The sequence below is a fragment of the Knoellia altitudinis genome, assembly GCF_042666355.1.
Lineage (GTDB): Bacteria > Actinomycetota > Actinomycetes > Actinomycetales > Dermatophilaceae > Knoellia > Knoellia altitudinis.
Genome location: NZ_JBHTDK010000001.1, coordinates 1,970,474 through 1,989,061, shown reverse-complemented (window position 1 = coordinate 1,989,061; position 18,588 = coordinate 1,970,474). Strand labels below are relative to the sequence as shown.

At 69.5% G+C, this 18,588-nt stretch carries 18 protein-coding genes; 14 read left to right on the top strand and 4 right to left on the bottom strand.

Going from position 1 to position 18,588, the window contains the following annotated elements; genetic code table 11:
* Positions 1-117: 117 nt before the first annotated feature.
* Complete coding sequence (locus ACFQW8_RS09360) at positions 118-1,620, bottom strand: PhoX family protein (RefSeq protein ID WP_380086779.1); 1,503 nt, start codon at positions 1,618-1,620, stop codon at positions 118-120.
* Between the two features lie 83 nt (positions 1,621-1,703).
* Between ACFQW8_RS09360 and mobA the strand changes: the two genes are divergently transcribed.
* The 5 genes from mobA to ACFQW8_RS09335 all read left to right on the top strand — a co-directional run bounded on the left by mobA (position 1,704) and on the right by ACFQW8_RS09335 (position 4,896).
* On the top strand, positions 1,704-2,261 hold the full coding sequence (gene mobA / locus ACFQW8_RS09355; RefSeq protein ID WP_380086777.1) for a molybdenum cofactor guanylyltransferase: 558 nt from the start codon (positions 1,704-1,706) through the stop codon (positions 2,259-2,261).
* 66 nt (positions 2,262-2,327) lie between these two features.
* A complete protein-coding gene (locus ACFQW8_RS09350) occupies positions 2,328-3,380 on the top strand; it encodes an RNA polymerase subunit sigma-70 (RefSeq protein ID WP_380086775.1) in 1,053 nt (350 codons plus the stop codon).
* Positions 3,381-3,384: 4 nt separating this feature from the next.
* On the top strand, positions 3,385-3,708 hold the full coding sequence (locus tag ACFQW8_RS09345) for a hypothetical protein (RefSeq protein ID WP_380086774.1): 324 nt from the start codon (positions 3,385-3,387) through the stop codon (positions 3,706-3,708).
* Positions 3,644-4,105: a DUF6069 family protein gene (locus ACFQW8_RS09340; protein WP_380086772.1), complete on the top strand. Its 462-nt coding sequence runs from the start codon at positions 3,644-3,646 to the stop codon at positions 4,103-4,105. The genes ACFQW8_RS09345 and ACFQW8_RS09340 overlap by 65 nt, the downstream gene beginning before the upstream one ends.
* Before the next feature lie 83 nt (positions 4,106-4,188).
* On the top strand, positions 4,189-4,896 hold the full coding sequence (locus ACFQW8_RS09335) for a DUF72 domain-containing protein (RefSeq protein WP_380086770.1): 708 nt from the start codon (positions 4,189-4,191) through the stop codon (positions 4,894-4,896).
* Between the two features lie 86 nt (positions 4,897-4,982).
* On the opposite strand, the gene ACFQW8_RS09330 is transcribed toward ACFQW8_RS09335, so the two are convergent.
* Positions 4,983-5,564 carry a CGNR zinc finger domain-containing protein gene (locus ACFQW8_RS09330; RefSeq protein ID WP_380086768.1) on the bottom strand — a complete coding sequence of 194 codons (582 nt, stop codon included), beginning with the start codon at positions 5,562-5,564 and terminating at the stop codon, positions 4,983-4,985.
* 118 nt (positions 5,565-5,682) lie between these two features.
* On the opposite strand from ACFQW8_RS09330, the gene ACFQW8_RS09325 reads away from it, so the two are divergent.
* From ACFQW8_RS09325 to ACFQW8_RS09295, 7 genes are all read left to right on the top strand, one after another.
* Positions 5,683-6,306, top strand: coding sequence for a LysE family translocator (locus ACFQW8_RS09325; protein WP_380086766.1), 624 nt, complete (start codon positions 5,683-5,685; stop codon positions 6,304-6,306).
* Between the two features lie 56 nt (positions 6,307-6,362).
* Positions 6,363-7,343 carry an NAD(P)H-quinone oxidoreductase gene (locus ACFQW8_RS09320; RefSeq protein WP_380086764.1) on the top strand — a complete coding sequence of 327 codons (981 nt, stop codon included), beginning with the start codon at positions 6,363-6,365 and terminating at the stop codon, positions 7,341-7,343.
* A gap of 255 nt (positions 7,344-7,598) precedes the next feature.
* Positions 7,599-8,288 carry a PadR family transcriptional regulator gene (locus ACFQW8_RS09315; RefSeq protein WP_380086763.1) on the top strand — a complete coding sequence of 230 codons (690 nt, stop codon included), beginning with the start codon at positions 7,599-7,601 and terminating at the stop codon, positions 8,286-8,288.
* Positions 8,285-9,016, top strand: coding sequence for an ABC transporter ATP-binding protein (locus ACFQW8_RS09310; RefSeq protein WP_380086761.1), 732 nt, complete (start codon positions 8,285-8,287; stop codon positions 9,014-9,016). The genes ACFQW8_RS09315 and ACFQW8_RS09310 overlap by 4 nt, the downstream gene beginning before the upstream one ends.
* On the top strand, positions 9,013-11,892 hold the full coding sequence (locus ACFQW8_RS09305; RefSeq protein ID WP_380086760.1) for an FtsX-like permease family protein: 2,880 nt from the start codon (positions 9,013-9,015) through the stop codon (positions 11,890-11,892). Before ACFQW8_RS09310 ends, ACFQW8_RS09305 begins: the two co-directional genes overlap by 4 nt.
* A gap of 17 nt (positions 11,893-11,909) precedes the next feature.
* The gene (locus tag ACFQW8_RS09300; protein WP_380086759.1) at positions 11,910-12,485 is read left to right on the top strand and encodes a TIGR03086 family metal-binding protein; all 576 of its coding nucleotides are present in this window, start codon (positions 11,910-11,912) and stop codon (positions 12,483-12,485) included.
* A 24-nt stretch (positions 12,486-12,509) separates the two neighbouring features.
* Entirely contained in the window at positions 12,510-13,160 is a 651-nt protein-coding gene (locus ACFQW8_RS09295) for a bacterial proteasome activator family protein (RefSeq protein WP_380086758.1), read from the top strand.
* 26 nt (positions 13,161-13,186) lie between these two features.
* Here ACFQW8_RS09295 and ACFQW8_RS09290 read toward each other — a convergent pair whose 3' ends face one another.
* Positions 13,187-14,428, bottom strand: coding sequence for a glycoside hydrolase family 76 protein (locus tag ACFQW8_RS09290; RefSeq protein ID WP_380086757.1), 1,242 nt, complete (start codon positions 14,426-14,428; stop codon positions 13,187-13,189).
* 219 nt (positions 14,429-14,647) lie between these two features.
* Between ACFQW8_RS09290 and ACFQW8_RS09285 the strand changes: the two genes are divergently transcribed.
* On the top strand, positions 14,648-15,730 hold the full coding sequence (locus tag ACFQW8_RS09285) for a WD40/YVTN/BNR-like repeat-containing protein (RefSeq protein ID WP_380086755.1): 1,083 nt from the start codon (positions 14,648-14,650) through the stop codon (positions 15,728-15,730).
* A gap of 125 nt (positions 15,731-15,855) precedes the next feature.
* The gene (locus ACFQW8_RS09280) at positions 15,856-16,791 is read left to right on the top strand and encodes an acyl-ACP desaturase (protein ID WP_380086753.1); all 936 of its coding nucleotides are present in this window, start codon (positions 15,856-15,858) and stop codon (positions 16,789-16,791) included.
* 57 nt (positions 16,792-16,848) lie between these two features.
* On the opposite strand, the gene ACFQW8_RS09275 is transcribed toward ACFQW8_RS09280, so the two are convergent.
* The gene (locus tag ACFQW8_RS09275) at positions 16,849-18,501 is read right to left on the bottom strand and encodes an FAD-binding dehydrogenase (protein ID WP_380086751.1); all 1,653 of its coding nucleotides are present in this window, start codon (positions 18,499-18,501) and stop codon (positions 16,849-16,851) included.
* Between the last annotated feature and the right edge of the window lie 87 nt (positions 18,502-18,588).

Here is an 18,588-nt window from a genome sequence, read left to right as displayed (position 1 = left end):
GCGACTTCTCGGCAGGTCGTGCTACCTCGACTCGCGGATCCCACGGCCACGACGCCAAGGCGGGCGTATGCCGGGTGGCGAGCACCCGGCATACGCCCGTCCGGGGGTGTCCAGCGGTCAGACGCCGATGCGCTGCCAGGGACCCCAGATGGCGAGGCTCATGCCGCGCGAGGACTGGATGTTGACGAAGAGGGTCGACCCGTCCGGACTGAACGTCGACCCCGCGAACTCGTCACCGAACCGCGGTGCGCCTTCGGGGTCGCCACCGACGCGGAGCCGGTTGAGGGCGATGTTCCAGAGCTGGCCACCACGGCTGAGGCCGCGGAGGTAGTTGTCGCCCGAGCTGTCCTCGCAGACCACGAGAGTGCCTCGCTCGCTGACGGTGATGTTGTCCGGGAAGTCGAAGGTCTCCTTGCCCGGCGACTGGTAGAGGAGGCGGAGCTTCTCGGAGCGGGTGTCGTAGGCCCAGACCTGGCCAAAACCGTTGCCATAGCCGTTGATCAGCTCGTCGCCGGTCTCGGGAGCGCCGCCGCCCTGGGTCGAGGTGAAGTAGACGACGCCGTTGTCGTAGACCTGCCCCTCGAGCCGCGAGAAGCCGGCGGCACCCTTGGCGCGGCCCTGGTCGCCGACGTACCTCAGCGCCGTGTCGTTGGGAGTCGACGCGGGCTGGCCGGGCGTGTAGGGGAACGTCGGGTCCGGGTCGTCGATGTCGACCCACTCGACCTTGTAGGTCGCGCCCTTGGGCTGGTGCCCCTCGAGGTGGGCCTGCGGCTGGCCCTGGACCGCGAGCATCTGGAGGGTGCCGTCGTTGTCGAGATGGCCGCTCTCCATGGGGTTGGTCCGCGGCGTGTAGCGGTAGAAGCCCGAGGGGAAGGCGAAGTTGTCCTCGGTGAGATAGAGGCGGCCCTCGCGCGGGTCGAACGACACGGCCTCGTGCGGGAAGCGACCAGCGTTGGTGATCGGCTCGCCGTTCGAGTGCCCGTCCACGGGCACCTCGAAGATGTAGCCGTGCGGCTTGGTCAGCGGGACGTTGGACGTGCCCGTGAAGTCGGGGCTGACGTCCGGCCCGTTGACGGTCTCCTCGCAGGTGATCCAGGCGCCCCACGGCATCTGGCCTCCGGAGCAGTTCATCATCGTGCCGTTGAGCGCGGTGTAGGCGTGGGCGACCTGACCCCTCTCACTGACGTCGATGTGCGTGCAGCCGCCCTGCGCCATGGGGTCGTAGGTGTGGTCGCCGACGGGCCCGAAGGCGGGGCCGGGGGCGTTGACCTCGTGGTTGCGGATCAGGGTGACGTTGCCACCGGGACCGTCGAACGCGCCCATGCCGTCGTGACGACCGGGCAGGACGGTCTTGTCGTCGAGGACGACCGGCTGCTCGGTGTCGTGGAAGGAGCGGTACCGGAAGCCCTCCGGCAGGTGCAGGCGCACCTTGCCGTCGCGCTCGTCGGGGATGGCGCGCAGGCCGCGGAAGGCGGGTCCGCCGAGCTTGCCGACGGGGGCGGCTCCGGCCGGTCCGGCCACCAGTCCTTGGAACGGTCCGGCGAGCGCGGTGGCGCCTGCTGCGGCCGCCGCACCCTTGAGAACGGTGCGCCGCTTTGCCGTGTGATCGTCAACTGCCATGTCGCCACTCCTTTGTGGTTCAGGGGATCGGATCAACGTATGCCGCGATGGTCGCCGGGGACAATGGTCACGTGGTGCCTTCCGTGAGCGTGATCGTGCTGGCCGGTGGCACGTCGCGCCGTTTTGGCTCCGACAAGCTCGCTGCGTTGCTGTCCGATGGTCGTTCGGTCCTCGATCACTGCCTGTCGGGTATGCCGTCCGGCTGGCCCGTCGTCGTCGTCGGGCCTTCGCGGGTGGTCCCGCCAGCCGTGGTGGCCCGGGTGCGGTTCGTCCGGGAGTCGCCCGTGGGTGGTGGGCCGCTGGCGGGGGTGGCTGCGGGGCTGTCCCAGGTGAGTGGTGACGTGGTGTGTGTCGCTGCGGGTGACGTGCCACGAGCCGGCAAGATGCTGCCGTCGCTGGTGGCTGCTCTGGAGGCTGACCCGTCAGTGGATGGTGCGGTCCTGAGCGACGGTGAGGGACAACCGAATCCGCTCATCGCGGCATACCGGGTCAACGCCCTGAGGGGCGCGATGCCCAGCGCGCCCGCGAACCTTCCTGCGCGGACTCTGTTGTCTCTTTCGCATGCCCTGGTCCGGCCCGAGACTGAGGTCCACGACATCGACACTCCTGCGGATCTGGAAGGTGCCGAACGACCAGAGTGATGAGTTTTCGCGCCCGCCCCCGTCTTACCTACATCAGGACAAGGGACAAGACGGAAGGATGACGCGATGAGTGCGGACGCACGACTGGAGGGACTGGACGTGAGCGGACTCGCTGCCAACGAACTCGGTGCCAACGAACTCGGTGCCAACGGACTGGGTGACGTCGACGAGCCGGCGTTCACGGCGCTGGCGCAGAAGCACCGGCTCGAGCTGCACGTGCACTGCTACCGGATGCTCGGCTCGTTCGAGGACGCCGAGGACGCGGTGCAGGAGACCTTCCTGCGGGCGTGGCGGGCTCGGGAGACCTTCGAGGGGCGGTCGACGTTCCGGGCGTGGCTCTACAGGATCGCGACGAACGCCTGCCTCGACCTGCTGGCCAAGGGTCGGCCACAGCCGGCGACCGGTGGTGAGGTGCTGTGGCTGCAGCCCTACCCGGATGCGTTGCTCGACGAGCTGCCCGCGGTGGCGGGCGACGAGCCGGAGGCGGTCGCGGTGGCGCGGGAGACGATCGAGCTGGCCTACGTCGTTGCGGTGCAGCATCTTGCGCCGCGTCCGCGGGCCGTGCTGATCCTGCGGGACGTGCTTGGCTGGCCGGCGAAGGACGTCGCCGAGCTGCTCGGTGACTCGGTCAACTCCGTGAACTCGGCATTGCAGCGAGCGCGGGCGGGGATGCGCGAGCACCTGCCTGAGGAGCGGCAGGACTGGACGGGTGGTGCGGCTGCCGAGGAGGACGCGGACCTGCGTGAGCTGGTGCGCCGCTACACCGAGGCCAGCGTCACCTCAGACATCGACGTGCTGGCCACCCTGGTTCGCGACGATGTCCGCAGCTCGATGCCGCCCACCCCTGGCCTGCAGATCGGCCGCGACGCCGTGGTGAGCTACTGGGTCGAGAGCGGCTTCGAGGGCATGACCGGCCTGCGTGCCGTGATGACGTCGGCCAACCGTCAACCCGCCATCGCCTACTACCACTGGCGCAGGGCTGAGAGCTCGTACGTGCCGTTGACGATCGACGTCCTGCGCGTCACCGACGGGGCGGTCGCCGAGATCATCACGTTCCACGACGACCAGTTCGCCCGGTTCGGGCTGCCGGAGAGACTGTCGGCTGACGGCACGGAGTAGGTCCGTGCGGACGCTCGCGCTGCGTGGCGGCGAGCGAGTCGCCGTCGTCCCGGCGGAGTGGATGGACGCGTTCGGCGTCGTCACCGAGGGGGAGGTGCAGCTGGAGCTGCGTGACGGCTCGGTAGGGCCGGTCCTCGGACAGGACGCCGGGCTCTGGATCCAGGGCACCGGCATCCGCGCCCTGCTCAACCCCGGCCCTCACCCTGCCATGGTCCGCATCGCCACACCCGAGCACACTCAAGAACGACTGATGGAGGAATGTCATGAGCAACATCAAGGACACCCAGCTCAACCCAGGCCCGGCCTCGAGCCAGGCGAGCTCGACTGACAAGCCTCGAGTCCCCCGACTCGTCAGCAGGGGCCTGCTTGGCGCCGTCGCAGCAGCCGCGGCCACCACTGTTGTCGCTGCACTGGCGAAGCCCGTCGGCGTCGAGTTCGAGATCTCGGATGGTGGCGAGACGATCCCGCTGTCCGGCATCGCCTTCGTGACCGGCATCGTCTCGGTCGCCGGCGTCGTCATCGCCGCCGCGTCGCTTCGGTGGAACGCTCAGCCGGCCAAGCGCTTCGTCCAGGCAGCGGTGTCCCTGACCGCGATCTCACTCATCCCGCCCTTCCTGTCAGGCGCAGCCCCCAGCACAGTTGCCGCTCTCGTCGCCCTCCACCTCGTCGCTGCCGCGGTGATGATCCCCACGCTGGCGCGGAGCCTCCACACCCAGAGCAATTGACCCTGAGCCCGCTGTGTGGCCAACTGGTTCATGGCTGCGCAGGGAGTCGGTTCAAGCTCGCTACACCCGGGACGGATGGACAGATGGACGTTCGCGTGGGGCTGTGCGGCTGGACGGTCTCCCAGTCTTCGTATGTTCGTCGCTTCCCCGTCCTCGAGGTGCAGCACACCTTTTACGAACCCCCGTCGGATGCCGTGCTGATGCGCTGGCGGAACCAGGTGCCGCCCGGTTTTGAGTTCACGATCAAGGCGTGGCAGATCGTCACCCACGAGTCCAACAGCCCCACCTACCGGCGCATGAAGCAGCCTCTGCCGGACGCCGCACGTGGCCAGGTCGGAGCGTTCCGGACCACGGAGCCAGTGCTTGCAGGCTGGCAGCGGACCCTCGAGTGCGCCGCACTCCTGAGGGCCACCGCCGTCCTGCTTCAGTGCCCGAGAAGCTTTCGCCCGACGGCCGACAACGTCGGACGTCTGCGCAGCTTCATGGCGCAGGTGGAGCGGCCCGGCGGGCGCCTTCTGTGGGAGCCGCGTGGCGAGTGGCCCGCGCAGCTGCTGTCGGAGCTCTGCGCCGAGCTGGACCTCGTCCACGTCGTCGACCCGATGCAGACCGAGACTGTGACGCCGGAGCAGACCTACTACCGGCTGCACGGCACAGATGGCTCGCGACACGTCCACACTGATGACGAGCTGCGCCGGCTGCGGGACATGGTTGACGGCAGGCCGTCGCCGTACGTCATGTTCAACAACCTTCCCCGCGCGGGCGACGCAGAGCGGTTCCTTGCCCTGCTCTGATCGAAGCGGGTCAATGCGGGTGAACGACGCCTGTCGCCGCACACGCATCTCACAACGTCCAATGCCCTGCCCGGAGCAAGGAGACGTCAGGAGGAGCCCGCTGCTGCGGAGGGCTTGCCGTGGTTGGCCCTGAACCGGGCCTTCTTCTGACGGTTCCCGCAGGTGTTCATGTCACACCACCTGCGGCTCCGGCTCTGGCTCGTGTCGAAGAATGCCGCACGACAGGTGGCTGAGGCGCACAGGGCCAGCTGTCCGTCGCGCTCTCCCGCGATGATGTCGATCGCGTCGGCGGCGATCACGCTGAGCGCATCCTCGACGGACGCCGGCGAGCTGAGTCGCCATAGTCGTGTGCCCTTGGTTGTGAGGATGGCCGCGGCCCGACCCTGGAAACTGCAGTCGTTGATGACGCGAACAGCGGCTTTTGGCAACGACTTCTGGAGGGCGGCCGCCGTCGCGGCGGCGTGAATCGACTCCCTCAGCTCCCGGGCGAGATCCAGCTGGGCTGGTGTGCAGGAGCCCACGGCGAGCCCGTTCACCGCCAGCCAGTCCACGAGCCGCTGCGGCGTGGGGATGCGCTCCACCGGGGTGCCGTGACGCTCCGACAGCGTCCCGGTGAAGCTGGTCGCCAGCACGGCGCCGAGACGGAAGTCAGGAAACTCAGAAGCCACGGAACCACCTTAGCCGGTTGCCCGGATCTTGACGGGCTGGTAGAACCGTCTTAGCCGGTTCATCGTTCATCCCTCTCGAGGACGTTCGGACACTCGCCGGGACGGAAGGTGCACGACGATGGTTGATGTCGGGGTTCTGCCGGGCTTCGTCGCGGTGATTCTGCTGTTCCTCATCCCGCCCGGACCCGACATGGCCTACATGCTCGCCGTGGGCCTCGAGCGCGGTCGCCACGCGGCCCTCGCGGCGATCCTCGGCATCGGCACGGGCATGAGCATCTACGCCACCGCGGTCGTCATCGGACTGGGGAGGCTCGCCGAGTCGCACCCGCTGCTCCTCGACGCGGTCAAGGTGTTCGGTGCGACCTATCTGGCGTGGCTGGCGTTCGTCACCTTCCGCCATGCGCGCCAGAGCACCAGTGGTTCCCACGGCCCCTCGACCGGGCGACCGTATGCACAGGGCCTCCTGGTGAGCCTGACCAACCCCAAGCTGATCCTCTTCTTCCTGGCAGTCCTCCCACAGTTCATGGGCGAGGCAGAGAACGCTGGGATGCAGCTGGCGATGCTGGGTGCAGTCAACGTCCTTGCCGAAGTCGTCCTCTACGGGGCGATCGGGCTGCTCGCGGGTGCCTTCCACTCGCGCTTCATCGGTGCCCGAGGAGCCAGTGCGGTCCTGAGCCACATCGCGGGCGCGGTCTACCTGGTGCTGGCTGTCGTGGTGGTGACGGAGCTGGTGCGGCGCTGAGCCCGGATCCGGTCCTCCGCGGTCAGTGGCCCGAGCCGAGTCGTACGTTGGGACGCATGAAGGCCATCACCATCTCCGAGCCGGGCGGCCCCGAGGCCCTCGTCCTCACCGACGTCGACACCCCCGAGCCCCAGGCCGGTGAGGTCCGCATCAAGGTTGCCGCCGCGGGCGTCAACCGGGCCGACGTCATGCAGCGGATGGGCCACTACGACCCGCCGCCCGGCATGACCGAGGTCCCAGGGCTCGAGGTTTCGGGCGTCATCGATGCCGTCGGCGAGGACGTCACCGAATGGGTCGTGGGCGACGGGGTCTGCGCGCTGCTCGTCGGCGGCGGCTACGCCGAGCAGGTCACCGTGCCTGCCGGCCAGGTCCTCCCGATCCCCGCCGGGGTCGACCTCAAGGACGCTGCAGCCCTCCCCGAGGTCGCCTCGACCGTCTGGTCCAACGTCTTCCTCACGGCGAACCTGCAGCCGGGCGAGACCCTCCTCGTCCACGGCGGCTCCTCCGGCATCGGGACCATGGCGATCCAGCTCGCCCGCGAGGTCGGTGCCCGCGTCGCCGTCACCGCCGGCTCCCAGGAGAAGCTCGACGTGTGCCGTGAGCTCGGCGCCGAGATCCTCATCAACTACAGGGAGCAGGACTTCGTCGAGGAGCTCAGGAAGGCGACCGACGGCCACGGCGCCGACGTCATCCTCGACAACATGGGCGCGAAGTACCTCCCCCGCAACGTCCAGGCCCTGGCCACCGCCGGCCGCCTCGTCGTCATCGGCATGCAGGGCGGCGTCAAGGGTGAGCTCGACCTCGGCAAGCTCCTGCGCAAACGCGGCGCCGTCATCGCCACGAGCCTGCGCGCCCGCCCTGTCGCCGAGAAGGCCACGATCGTCGCCGCTGTGCGCGAGCACGTCTGGCCCATGATCGCCGATGGTCGCGTCCGGCCGATCATCCACTCGCGCCACCCCTTGGCCGACGCGGCCGCCGCCCATGCCGAGATGGAAGCCAGCCAGCACATCGGCAAGATCCTCCTCCTCACGAGCTGACGGCATACCAGCTCCGCGCAGCGACCTCTCACTTCGCTTGACCGCGGACGCCAAGCAAGGTGAGAGAGACCCACTTCCGGCGGGAAGGTCGGGACTTGCGAAGCGGGTGAATACTCGGTATACATGTCTCTGTCGAGCACGGCATACCGGGTATTCAGTCGGATCAGGGGCCAGCTGAACTTCCCCGGTATGCCGGCTCGGCACCGTACGCGGGAGCGCAGGGGTTCCCGCGTCACACGTCGAAGGAGAACACCGATGTCGGTCAAGCAAGGGCTCATGGCGCTCCTCGCGGAGGGCCCGATGTATGGGGCTCGGCTGCGAGTCGAGTTCGAGGAGCGGACGGGGGGCACGTGGCCGCTCAACGTCGGGCAGGTCTACACGACCCTCAACCGCCTCGAGCGTGACGGGCTCGTCGAGCCGACCGGCGAGGCCGACGGCGAGGGACGCATCTCCTACCGCCTCACCGACGCGGGTCGCACCGAGGTCAGCACTTGGTGGACCACGCCGGTCGACCGCGACACCACACCGCGCAACGAGCTGACGATCAAGCTCGCGCTGGCCGTGACCGTGCCGGGTGTCGACGTCCAGGCGGTCGCCCAGACGCAGCGCACCTCGACCCTCAAGCACCTGCATGACCTCACCCGGCTCAAGCAGCAGGTGATGCGCAAGCAGCGCGAGGCCGAGAGCGCCGAGCAGGCCGAGGGCGTGGCCAACCACGACCTCGCCTGGCTGCTCGTCCTCGAGAACCTCATCTTCACGGCTGAGGCCGAGGTCCGCTGGCTCGACCACGTCGAGACCCGCCTCCACCGGGAGTCGCTGCGCCCTTTTCCTCGCTCGGGGGCAACCGGCGAGGCGGCGGCACGAGCGGCGGCCGAGGAGACGGCATACCGGCGTGAGCAGGCCCGGCAACAGGCCGGCGCGAGCCAGACGGAGGCACGTCGATGACCGCCCCCAGCCTGCTCCTCGACAACGTCACCCGGGTCCACGGCACCGGTGACACGGCAGTCCGCGCCCTCGACGGGGTGAGCCTCGAGGTCATGCCCGGCGAGCTCGTCGCCGTCATGGGACCGAGCGGCTCCGGCAAGTCCACGCTGCTCAACCTCGCCGGCGGGCTCGACCAGGCGACGAGCGGACGAGTCGTCATCGAGGGCGAGGACCTCACCGGCCTCAGCGCGAAGGGCATCGCGCAGCTGCGGCGCAGGAGAGTGGGGTTCGTCTTCCAGGACTACAACCTCATCCCCAGCCTCACCGCCGCCGAGAACGTCGCCCTCCCCCTCGAGCTCGACGGCGAACGCGCCGGCCAGGCCCGTCGCCACGCCCGCCAGAGCCTCGACCTCATGGGGCTGCGCGAGCTGTCGGACCGCTTCCCCGACCAGATGTCCGGCGGGCAGCAGCAGCGCGTCGCCATCGCCCGTGCCCTCGTGGGCAGCCGCCGCCTCGTCCTCGCCGACGAGCCCACCGGCGCCCTCGACAGCCACACCGGCGAGGACGTCCTCCGGGTCCTGCGTGAGCGCTGCGACGCGGGCGTCGCCGGCCTCCTCGTCACCCACGAGGCCCGGCACGCGGCCTGGGCCGACCGGGTCGTGTTCCTGCGTGACGGGGTCGTCGTCGACTCGACCGGGCGCGCCAGCTCGGCCGAGGACCTGCTCGACTCCGCGAGCGCGAACCGATGACCGCGAGCGCCACCCCCACCCCCAGCGCCAAGCGCTCGGCGTGGGGTCGCTTCAAGGGCAGCTGGGGCATCGCCCTGCGCATGGCTCGCCGCGACGTCCGCCGCCACAAGGGCCGCAGCGCGCTCATCATGGTCATGGTGGCGCTGCCGACCGCCCTGCTCGTCTTCGCGATCGTCGCCGCCGCGACCAGCCAGGTCACTGGCGCCGAGCAGATCCCCAGCCGCATCGCCAACGGGGTCGCGATGGTCGACTACCCGCAGCCCGGCATGGCCGTCGAACAGACCCCCGATCCCAATGCCGGGGGCACGAGCTCGAGCGAGGGCGGCAAGGACATCCCGCAATGGGTCGAGGGCGGATCGTCGTTCGACAACGCCGCCGTGATGAGCACCCTCACCGGCACCAAGGCCGTGCCGCTCTTCGAGGAGACCGTGACGACTCGGCGAGACGGTCGACGCCTCACCCTTCAGTCCCTGGCTCTCGACGCCCGCCAGGGAGTCACCGGCAAGGTGACACTCACGAGCGGGCGCTTCCCCGAGCGCGCCGGTGAGGTGCTCGTGACCACGAGCGGCGCCGACCGCGGGCTGCCGACCAGCGGCAAGCTCGACGTGCGCGCGGGTGTCGAGGACGTCGAGGTGGACGTCGTGGGCACCGCAGAGGCTGTCTCGGACAGCGGTGGGGCGTACCTCGACCTCGTCACGTCGCAGCCCATGACCCCGGACGTCTCCGGTGGCACATGGATCCTCCTCGACGACGAGCCCGTGACCTGGTCCGAGGTCATGGAGCTCAACCGCTACGGGCTGACCGTCTGGTCCGCCGAGGTGCTGCGCAACCCGCCTGCGATGAGCGAGCTCCCGCCCCAGATGCAGGACATGGCCACCTTCGACGGCGACCGCACCGGGAGCTTCGTGGCGATCGGCGGAGCGCTCCTCCTCATCATCACCACTCTCCTCGTGGGGCCTGCGTTCGCGGTGAGCGCCGCCCGCCAGCGACGCACGCTCGCGCTCGCGGCGAGCAATGGTTCGACCACCGCCCAGCTGCGGCACACCGTGCTCGCCCAGGCCGTTGTCCTCGGCGTCATCGCCGCAGCGGTCGGCGCGGTGCTGGGCATCGGCGCCGCGTGGCTCCTCACCCATCGGGTGTGGTTCTCCGAGAACTTTGCCCTCACCGGGCCGTTCGAGGTGCCACTCCTGCCCGTCCTCGGCACGACCGTCACGGCGATGGCCAGCGCCGTCATCGCCGCCCTGATCCCTGCCCGGCGGTTGGGCCGGCTCGACATCATCGGCGTCATGAAGGGCCAGAGCGTCTCGCCCCGACCCAGCAAGGTGGTCTTCCTAATCGGTGCCGTCCTCGCGGGAGTCGGCGGCACTGCGGTGATCTCGTTGGCGGCGTCGCAGGCCGCGACCGGTCGAGACGGGGGCGAGGTCGGCACGGTCGTGGCCACGATCGCGCTTGTCCTGGGTGCCGTGATGCTCTCTCCCATGGTTCTCGTCGGCATCGCCCGACTCAGCTCGCGCCTGCCTGTCTCGCTGCGAATGGCCACGCGTGACGCTGGCCGGCAGCGGTCCCGCAGCGTGCCATCGGTGGCGGCGATCCTCGCGGGCGTCGCAGCCCTCACGATGGTGCTCATCGCCAGCGGCAGCGACGAGGAGCAGAGCCGCCGCCAGTACGCGGCGCAGAACCTCCTTGGCGACACCACGGTGTTCGTCAACGGGGAGAACCCCCAGCCCGAGGACCTTGAGCGCCTCGCGGACGGATTCCGCTCCGTCCGACCCGGTCTCGTCGTCTCACCGGTCGCGCTGATCGACTCTGGCGACCCGATGATGACTTCGATGAGCCCGAACCCCCCGTCCAAGCCCTACGACACACGGGCCGTCAACGTCGTACCGCCCGGGTGCACCCCGCGGCAGACCGTCCACGACCCGAGCCCGAGCCTGGACGAGTCCGGCCGGCCCCCATGCCAAGCCATCGGGACCCACGGCATGGGCAACTCGGGATCCCAGATGAACTTCACGACCGCCGACGAGCTCGCACGGCGCCTCACCGCGGTCGGCCACGCCGCCGACATCGACGCCGTCCGCAAGGGCGCGGTCGTCGTGACCCGCCCTCCCGGGGCCAAGCGCCTCGTCGAGAACGGCGCGATCACCGTCATGACCGCCACCCAGCGCAACGACCCGATGGACACCGAGGTCACAGACCCCTCAGCGAACCTGCGCGACATCAGGACGACCACGGTCCCCGCCGTCGAGGTCGACATCACCCGTGACACGGCCGGTGCACTGTTCAACTCGAGCCTGCTCGCGACCACGGACGCCGCCCAGGCCCACGGCTGGTCCACCCGCACCAGCCAGCTCACCCTCCACGACCCGACCGGACCGATCTCGGAGGACCTCACCGAGCGGCTCGGCTTCGAGGCTGCCGACGACGTCTACCTCACGACCGAGCGCGGCTTCGTCTCCGAGCTCGGCCCGATCATCGCCGTTCTCCTCGGCGTCTTCATGCTGCTGCTCCTCGTCATCACCCTGACATCGACGGCGCTGACGCTCGCCGAGCAGGAGAACGACCAGGCCACCCTCGCGGCCCTGGGCTCGGGACGCGGCACCCGCCGACTCATGGCAGCGGCGCAGGCGTTCACGCTGTGCATCATCGGCGTCGTCCTTGGAGTCGCGGTCGGCATCGTCCCCGGCATCGCGCTCGCCTATCCGCTGACCGCACAGTCCTACGACCCCCTCACCGGCAACTCGATCATGGGCGACCCGGTCCTCGTCTTCCCGTGGCTCATCCTGCTCGGGTTCGCCATCGCCGTCCCGGTGATCTCGGCGGGACTGGCCGCGGCCGGCATACGCAAGGCTCCGGACGCCACCCACCGCACGGCCTGACTGACAGACTGACCCGTATGCCGCTTCCCACCGACCCAGCCGGACGTCACCGCGCGATCGCCGACACCTTCACCGAGCGTGTGCGCGGGGTGAGCGACTGGGACGCTCCGGCACCCGTCGAAGGCTGGGCGGCGCGGGACGTCGTGCGGCACCTCGTCGAGTGGTTCCCGGGGTTCCTCGAGGGCGGGGCCGGGATCACCCTGCCCGCCGTGCCGTCCGTGGACGACGACCCGGTCGGTGCGTGGACAGCCCACGCGGACAACGTGCAGGCGCTGCTCGACGACCCTGCGACCGAGACCAAGGTGCTGAGCAACCCGCACATGGGTGACGTGCCGCTGCCGCAGGCGATCGACCAGTTCTACACCGCCGACATCTTCATGCACACCTGGGACCTGTCGCGGGCGAGCGGGCAACCGGACCGGCTCGACGCGGACTTCGCCAACCAGCTGTTCAGTGGGATGGAGCAGTACGACGAGATGCTGCGGAGCTCGGGACAGTACGGCCCACGGGTGCCCGTCCCCGACTCGGCCGACATCACCGACAAGCTCGTCGGCTTCATCGGTCGCGACCCCTCCTGGACCCCGCCCGCCTGAGACCGGAGCCGAGCGTGGGGCAGGATGGCTGACATGAGTGACCAGCCGCGCCAGCCCACAGATCCGAGCACCGAGCAGGACTCGCAGGAGGCCCGTGAGGTGCACGGGACTGCCACCATCGATGACGACAAGGTGGTCGTCGTGACGCCCGAGGGCATGGGCATCGCCGACCGCGACCCCGAGGGCAAGCCGAGCCAGAACCCGGCCGACCTCGTCGAGCAGCCCGCCAAGGTCATGCGCATCGGATCGATGATCAAGCAGCTCCTCGAGGAGGTCCGCAACGCTCCCCTCGACGAGAAGGGTCGCGCGCGGCTCGCCGACGTCCACGAGCGCTCGCTCTCCGAGCTCAAGGACGGCCTCGCCCCCGAGCTCGTCGAGGAGCTCGAGCGGATCTCGCTGCCGTTCAGCGAGGACGCGCCCTCCGACGCCGAGCTCCGCGTCGCCCAGGCCCAGCTCGTCGGGTGGCTCGAGGGCCTCTTCCATGGCATCCAGACAGCCCTCGTCGCCCAGCAGATGGCCGCTCAGGCGCAGCTCCAGCAGATGCGCCAGCTCCCTCCCGGCCACGCGCCGGCACCCGGCCAACCCAGCGGCCCCATGGGGATGCCCACCATGCCGTCCGGCCCGCCGGCGCCCGGTGAGGGCGGCCACGCCGAGGGCACCGGCCAGTACCTCTGACCCGAGCGAGCGTCCGGCACGTCCGGTCAGTAGAGCAGCCGGTGCCGATCGGGGGACCAGCCCAGCACGGCCAAAATCTGGACCATGGCCGCCTGCTCGATCATCTGCGTCCTGCCGGCGACCTCTGCGTCCTCACCGAAGGAGAAGAGTCCGGTCCTCGGATCGCGTCTGGTGTCCCAGGTGCGCTCGGCGTACTCCTCCATCGCCCGGCGGTGGCGCTGACCGCCGGTGATCGACTCGAGGCGAAGCAGGTTCTTGAAGTAGATCGAGTTGAAGAACGGCGGCTGGGCGTCGAGTCGGGTTCGGTTGCCCTCGGCCTGGCCGTAGAAGTCGGCTGCTGCGTCGGCGATGCGGACGGCCTCATCGAGATAGTGCCGCTCCCCGGTGATGGCGGACAACAGCGCGTTGACACTGACGGGAACGCCCTGGTTGTAGGACCAGATCGTCTTCTCGACCGTGCCCAGGAGATCGAGATGGTCGTGGTAGAGCCCGTCGGGACGCTGCAGGTACTGGTTGGTCCAGCGGTACATGCGCAGCGACCACTCGAGGTCTGAGGGACGTCCGGTCAGCTGGTGGAGCCGGAGCCCGATCTGGGCACCTGGCATGTTCGAGACGGTGTTGCGGTCACTGCTCCAGGGTGCCTGAGTCCAGAAGACCCCGCCGGGCGCGGCATGGCTCTCGTCGGTGTCCCAGCCCGAGACGACGAGGTCGAACAGCTGACGGGCCTGCGCGACCGAACCACGATCTCGGTACATCGCGTTGTGCTGCAGGTCGGCGAGGGCGACCCACTCGTTGTCGTCGTAGAAGAAGTCGCCGCCGTCGCCGTGCGGCGGTGTCACGTAGGAGGCGAAGCCGGGCAGGCCCGTGCTGCCAGCCTGCTTCCAGTAGAGCTGTTGGGCCCGACGATGATCGCTCAGGGCGTCGCGGTAGCGGGCACCGACCCCAGCCATCCCGCTCAGGTCGAGGGCGGCGACATGGGCCTGGGAGAACGGCCACTCGTAGGAGTACGGCCGGTCGTCCGGCCCGACCGGATACTGCTCCCGATAGAGCCCGTGGTCGGCGGCGAAGTAGGTCCGCAGCGCCGCGTAGGACGTCGCAGCGCGTCGCGCCCACCTCGTGGTGGACGGTGTCGGTCCGGCGGCGTGGGCGGGTGCCGCCCCGAGGGGTACGGCGGCTGCGGCGCCGACCAGGCCGGCGGCGAAGGTCCGGCGCGTGAGGCGCGACGTGGTCGGCGGCGGGGTCTTCGGACTGTGCTCGACGTGGGACACGAGCGATCTCCTTCGACGTTGAGGATGCTCCGGTCACGGAAGTCACGCAGGTCGGGTGAACAGGGTCAATGGATCGGAGCAGGCTTGTCCGGCCATGGACATTCGCCTGGAGCCCTTCTGATCAGCCCGATAGGTATGCCCAACATGTCGGACGGGCCACCGAATCCAGCCACTACCTCAAAGCCCCACGCGGCGCAGTGGTGGGGCAGGGTGCTGGTCATGCGCACCTTCTCGAGAATGCTCAACACCCCTCTGTATGCCGTGGCGCTCGCCGCGCTGGTGGCTCCCGTCGCGCTCGCCGCTCCTTCGGCTGCCAGACCTCCGACCCCGTCCGACCTCGAGTGGTCGGTGACCGCGGTCGACGCCGACCAGAGCTTCCGCGGCCTCGACGCCGTGGACCGGGACACCGCGTGGGTGAGCGGCGCGAGTGTGAGTGGGGGCGACGCGCGCATCTATCTCACCCAGGACGGTGGCACGACCTGGGACGACGTCAGCCCGACCGACAGCGCCGGCCTCAACTTCCGCGACGTCGAGGCAGAGGACGCCCGCACCGCAACGGTTCTCGCGATCGGTGAGGGGGAGGCCTCGCGGATCTATCGCACGACCGACGGCGGAACCACCTGGACCGAGACCTTCCGCAACACCGAGCCCACCGCGTTCTACAACTGCATGGACTTCTACCCCGGCGGCAAGCGCGGGCTCGCCGTGAGCGACCCGGTGGACGGCAAGTTCCGGATCATCTCGACCGACGACGGTGGCCGCTCCTGGTCGGTGCTGCCGGATGCCGGGATGCCCGACTCCACAGGGGAAGCCAACTTCTCGGCCAGTGGCGACTGCCTCACGATCTCGGGGCACGACGCGTGGTTCGGGTCCGGAGGAGCACAGTCGCGCATCTTCCACTCGACCGACCGCGGACTGACGTGGACAGCGACCGACTCGACCATCCCGGCCGGCGAGGCGGCCGGCGTCTTCGGGCTCGCCTTCAAGAACCCGCGACAGGGCATCGCGGTCGGCGGCGACTTCGCTGCGGCCGCTGACGGTGTCGACGCCTCGGCGACGACCCGGGACGGGAAGTCGTGGACCAGCGGAGGCGACCTCGGGCACCTGGGTGAGGACGCGGCATACCTGCGTCGTTCGGTTGTCGTCGTCGGTGAGAGCGGACCGGTCGGCGGCAGCAGCGTGTCCACCGACGGTGGGCGCTCGTGGGAGCAGTTCAGCGAGGTCGGGTTCCACACTCTCGACTGCACGAACGACGGCGCCTGCTGGGCCGCCGGCGGCAAGGGACGCGTCGGAACCCTCTGACACCCGCCCAACCCCCTGCCTTGTGTGTATGAGGCCACGCTCTCGCGTGGCCTCATACACACAAGGCGGAACTCAACTGACGAGTAACTAGCCACGGAAACCTACGGAAGCGTAAGTTGGCGAACATGACCGCCACCACGTGGAGCCAGACCGACCTGCTCCGAGAGCTCAGTCCCGTTGTCGAGGCCAACCTCAACCGGCACATCGGGGTGGCCAAGAACTGGTACCCGCACGACTTCATCCCGTGGAGCGACGGGCGCAACTTCGACGGCCTCATGGGCGGTGACGCGTGGAGCCCGGACGACGCGCCGATCTCCGACGTCGCCCGGTCCGCGCTCATCGTCAACCTCCTCACCGAGGACAACCTGCCGAGCTACCACCACGAGATCGCGATCATCTTCGGCCGCGACGACGCGTGGGGTGAGTGGGTGCACCGCTGGACCGCCGAGGAGGGTCGGCACGGCATCGCGATGCGCGACTACATGCTCGTCAAGCGGATGGTCGACCCCGCGGCCCTCGAGGACTTCCGGATGACGCACATGTCGCAGGGCTACGAGTCCGCGCACAGTGGCGAGCTGCTGCACTCGCTCGCCTACGTGTCGTTCCAGGAGCTCGCGACCCGGGTGTCCCACCGCAACACCGGCAAGTTCACGAGCGACCCCATGGCCGACCAGCTGCTCCAGCGGATCGCGGCCGACGAGAACCTCCACATGATCTTCTACCGCAACCTCATGGGCGCCGCGCTCGAGCTCGACCCCAGCGCATCGGTGATGGCCATCCGCGACGTCGTCCTCAACTTCGCGATGCCGGGCACCGACATCCCCGGCTTCCAGCGCAAGGCCGTCGAGATGGCCGTCGCCGGGATCTACGACCTCCGCCAGCACCGTGACGACGTCGTCGCACCGGTGCTCCGCTTCTGGAAGGTCTTCGAGCTCGAGAACCTCTCCGCCGAGGGGGAGCAGGCGCGGACCGAGCTCGCCGACTTCATGTCCGGGCTCGACACCAAGGCCTCCCGGTTCGAGGACAAGCGCGACACCCTTGCCGCCCGCATGAACATCTGACGGCTCCGCACGCTCGCCTGCCCGGCTCCCTGTGCGCTGGAGAAGTCGGTATGCCGGTCAGCTGACCTCTCGGGCCGCCGCGCGTCCCGCTGCCCGACCGGAGAACAGGCACCCGCCCACGAACGTGCCCTCGAGAGAGCGGTATCCGTGCACGCCACCGCCGCCGAACCCGGCAACCTCACCGGCGGCATACAGGCCGGGCACGGGATCCCCCGAGGCGCCGATGACCTGGCTGTCGAGGTTGGTCTGCAGCCCGCCGAGTGACTTGCGGGTGAGGATGTTGAGGCGCACGGCGACGAGGGGGCCGCGCTTCGGGTCCAGGATCCGGTGGGGCGGGAAGGCCCGCTTGGTGAGCCTGTCGCCGCGGTACTGCCGGGCGACGTGGATCGCAGCAACCTGCGCGTCCTTGCTGTAGGGGTTGTCGATCTGGCGGTCGCGCTCCAGCACCTGGCGCTCGATGTGCTTGAAGTCGACGGGTGCCTCAGGGGTCAGCTCGTTCATCCCGTCGACGAGCTCGCGCAGGGTGTCGGCCTGGACGAAGTCGACCCCGCGGTCGAGGAACGCCTGCATCGACGGCTGCACGGCGGTGATCGGCCGCCGGACGATGTCGCGGTAGCTCCGGTCGGTGAGGTCGAGGTTCTGCTCGCTGCCCGAGAGCGCGAACTCCTTGCCCACCAAGGTGCGGTTGGTGACGAACCACGAGTGGTCGTGACCGGTCGTGCGCAGGTGCGCCAGGGTGCCGAGGGTGTCGAAGCCGGGGAAGTTCGGCGGCGGAAGCCGGTCACCGTTGCCGTCGAACCACAGCGATGACGGACCGGGCAGGATGCGGATCGCGTGGCTCGGCCAGACCGGGTCCCAGTTGTTGATGCCCTCGACGTAGTGCCACATGCGGTCGCGGTTAATGACCGTGCCGCCGGCGCTCTCGGTGATGGCGAGCATCCGCCCGTCGACGTAGGCCGGGACGCCCGTGATCATGTGCTCTGGCGCCCCACCGAGGCGGTCGGGCCAGTTGGCGCGGACGAGGTCGTGGTTGCCGCCGATGCCGCCACTCGTCACGAGGACGGCGTTCGCCCCGAACTCGAAGTCCCCCACGACCTCACGGTTGGATGCCACACCACGAAGCGAAAGATCCTCTGCAAGAACGGATCCACGCACCCCGGTGACGGCTCCCCCGGTGGTGATGAGCTCGTCGACCCGGTGGCGCGGCCGATAGATGATGCGACCGCCGGCGATGTGCTGCTGCACGCGCTCGATGAACGGCGCGACCACGCCGGTGCCCGTGCCCCACGGGATGTGGAAGCGCGGGACCGAGTTGCCGTGACCGCCCGCGCGACCATCGCCACGTTCGGCCCACCCGACGACGGGGAAGAAGCTGATGCCGAAGGAGCGCAGCCACTCACGCTTCTCACCGGCGGCCCACTCGACGTAGGCCCGGCCCCACTGGCGCGGCCAGTAGTCCTCGTCGCGGTCCCAACCGGCGCTCCCCTGCCAGTCCTGCCACGCGAGGTCGAGGCTGTCCTTGACGCCCATCCGCCGCTGCTCGGGGCTGCCCACGAGGAAGAGCCCCCCGAAGCTCCACCACGCCTGACCCCCGAGGTTGGCCTCGCTCTCCTGGTCGAGGAGGACGACCGAACGTCCGGCGTCAGCGAGCTCGTTGGCAGCGACGAGACCGGCGAGGCCGGCCCCGACGACAAGGGCGTCAGCGTCCATACGGCTCAACCTATCGCCCGCCCCGGGCTCCCCACAGACGCATGGGTGTGCCGGTCGGTCCCGTCCCGCTCGACAGGGTCCCGACCG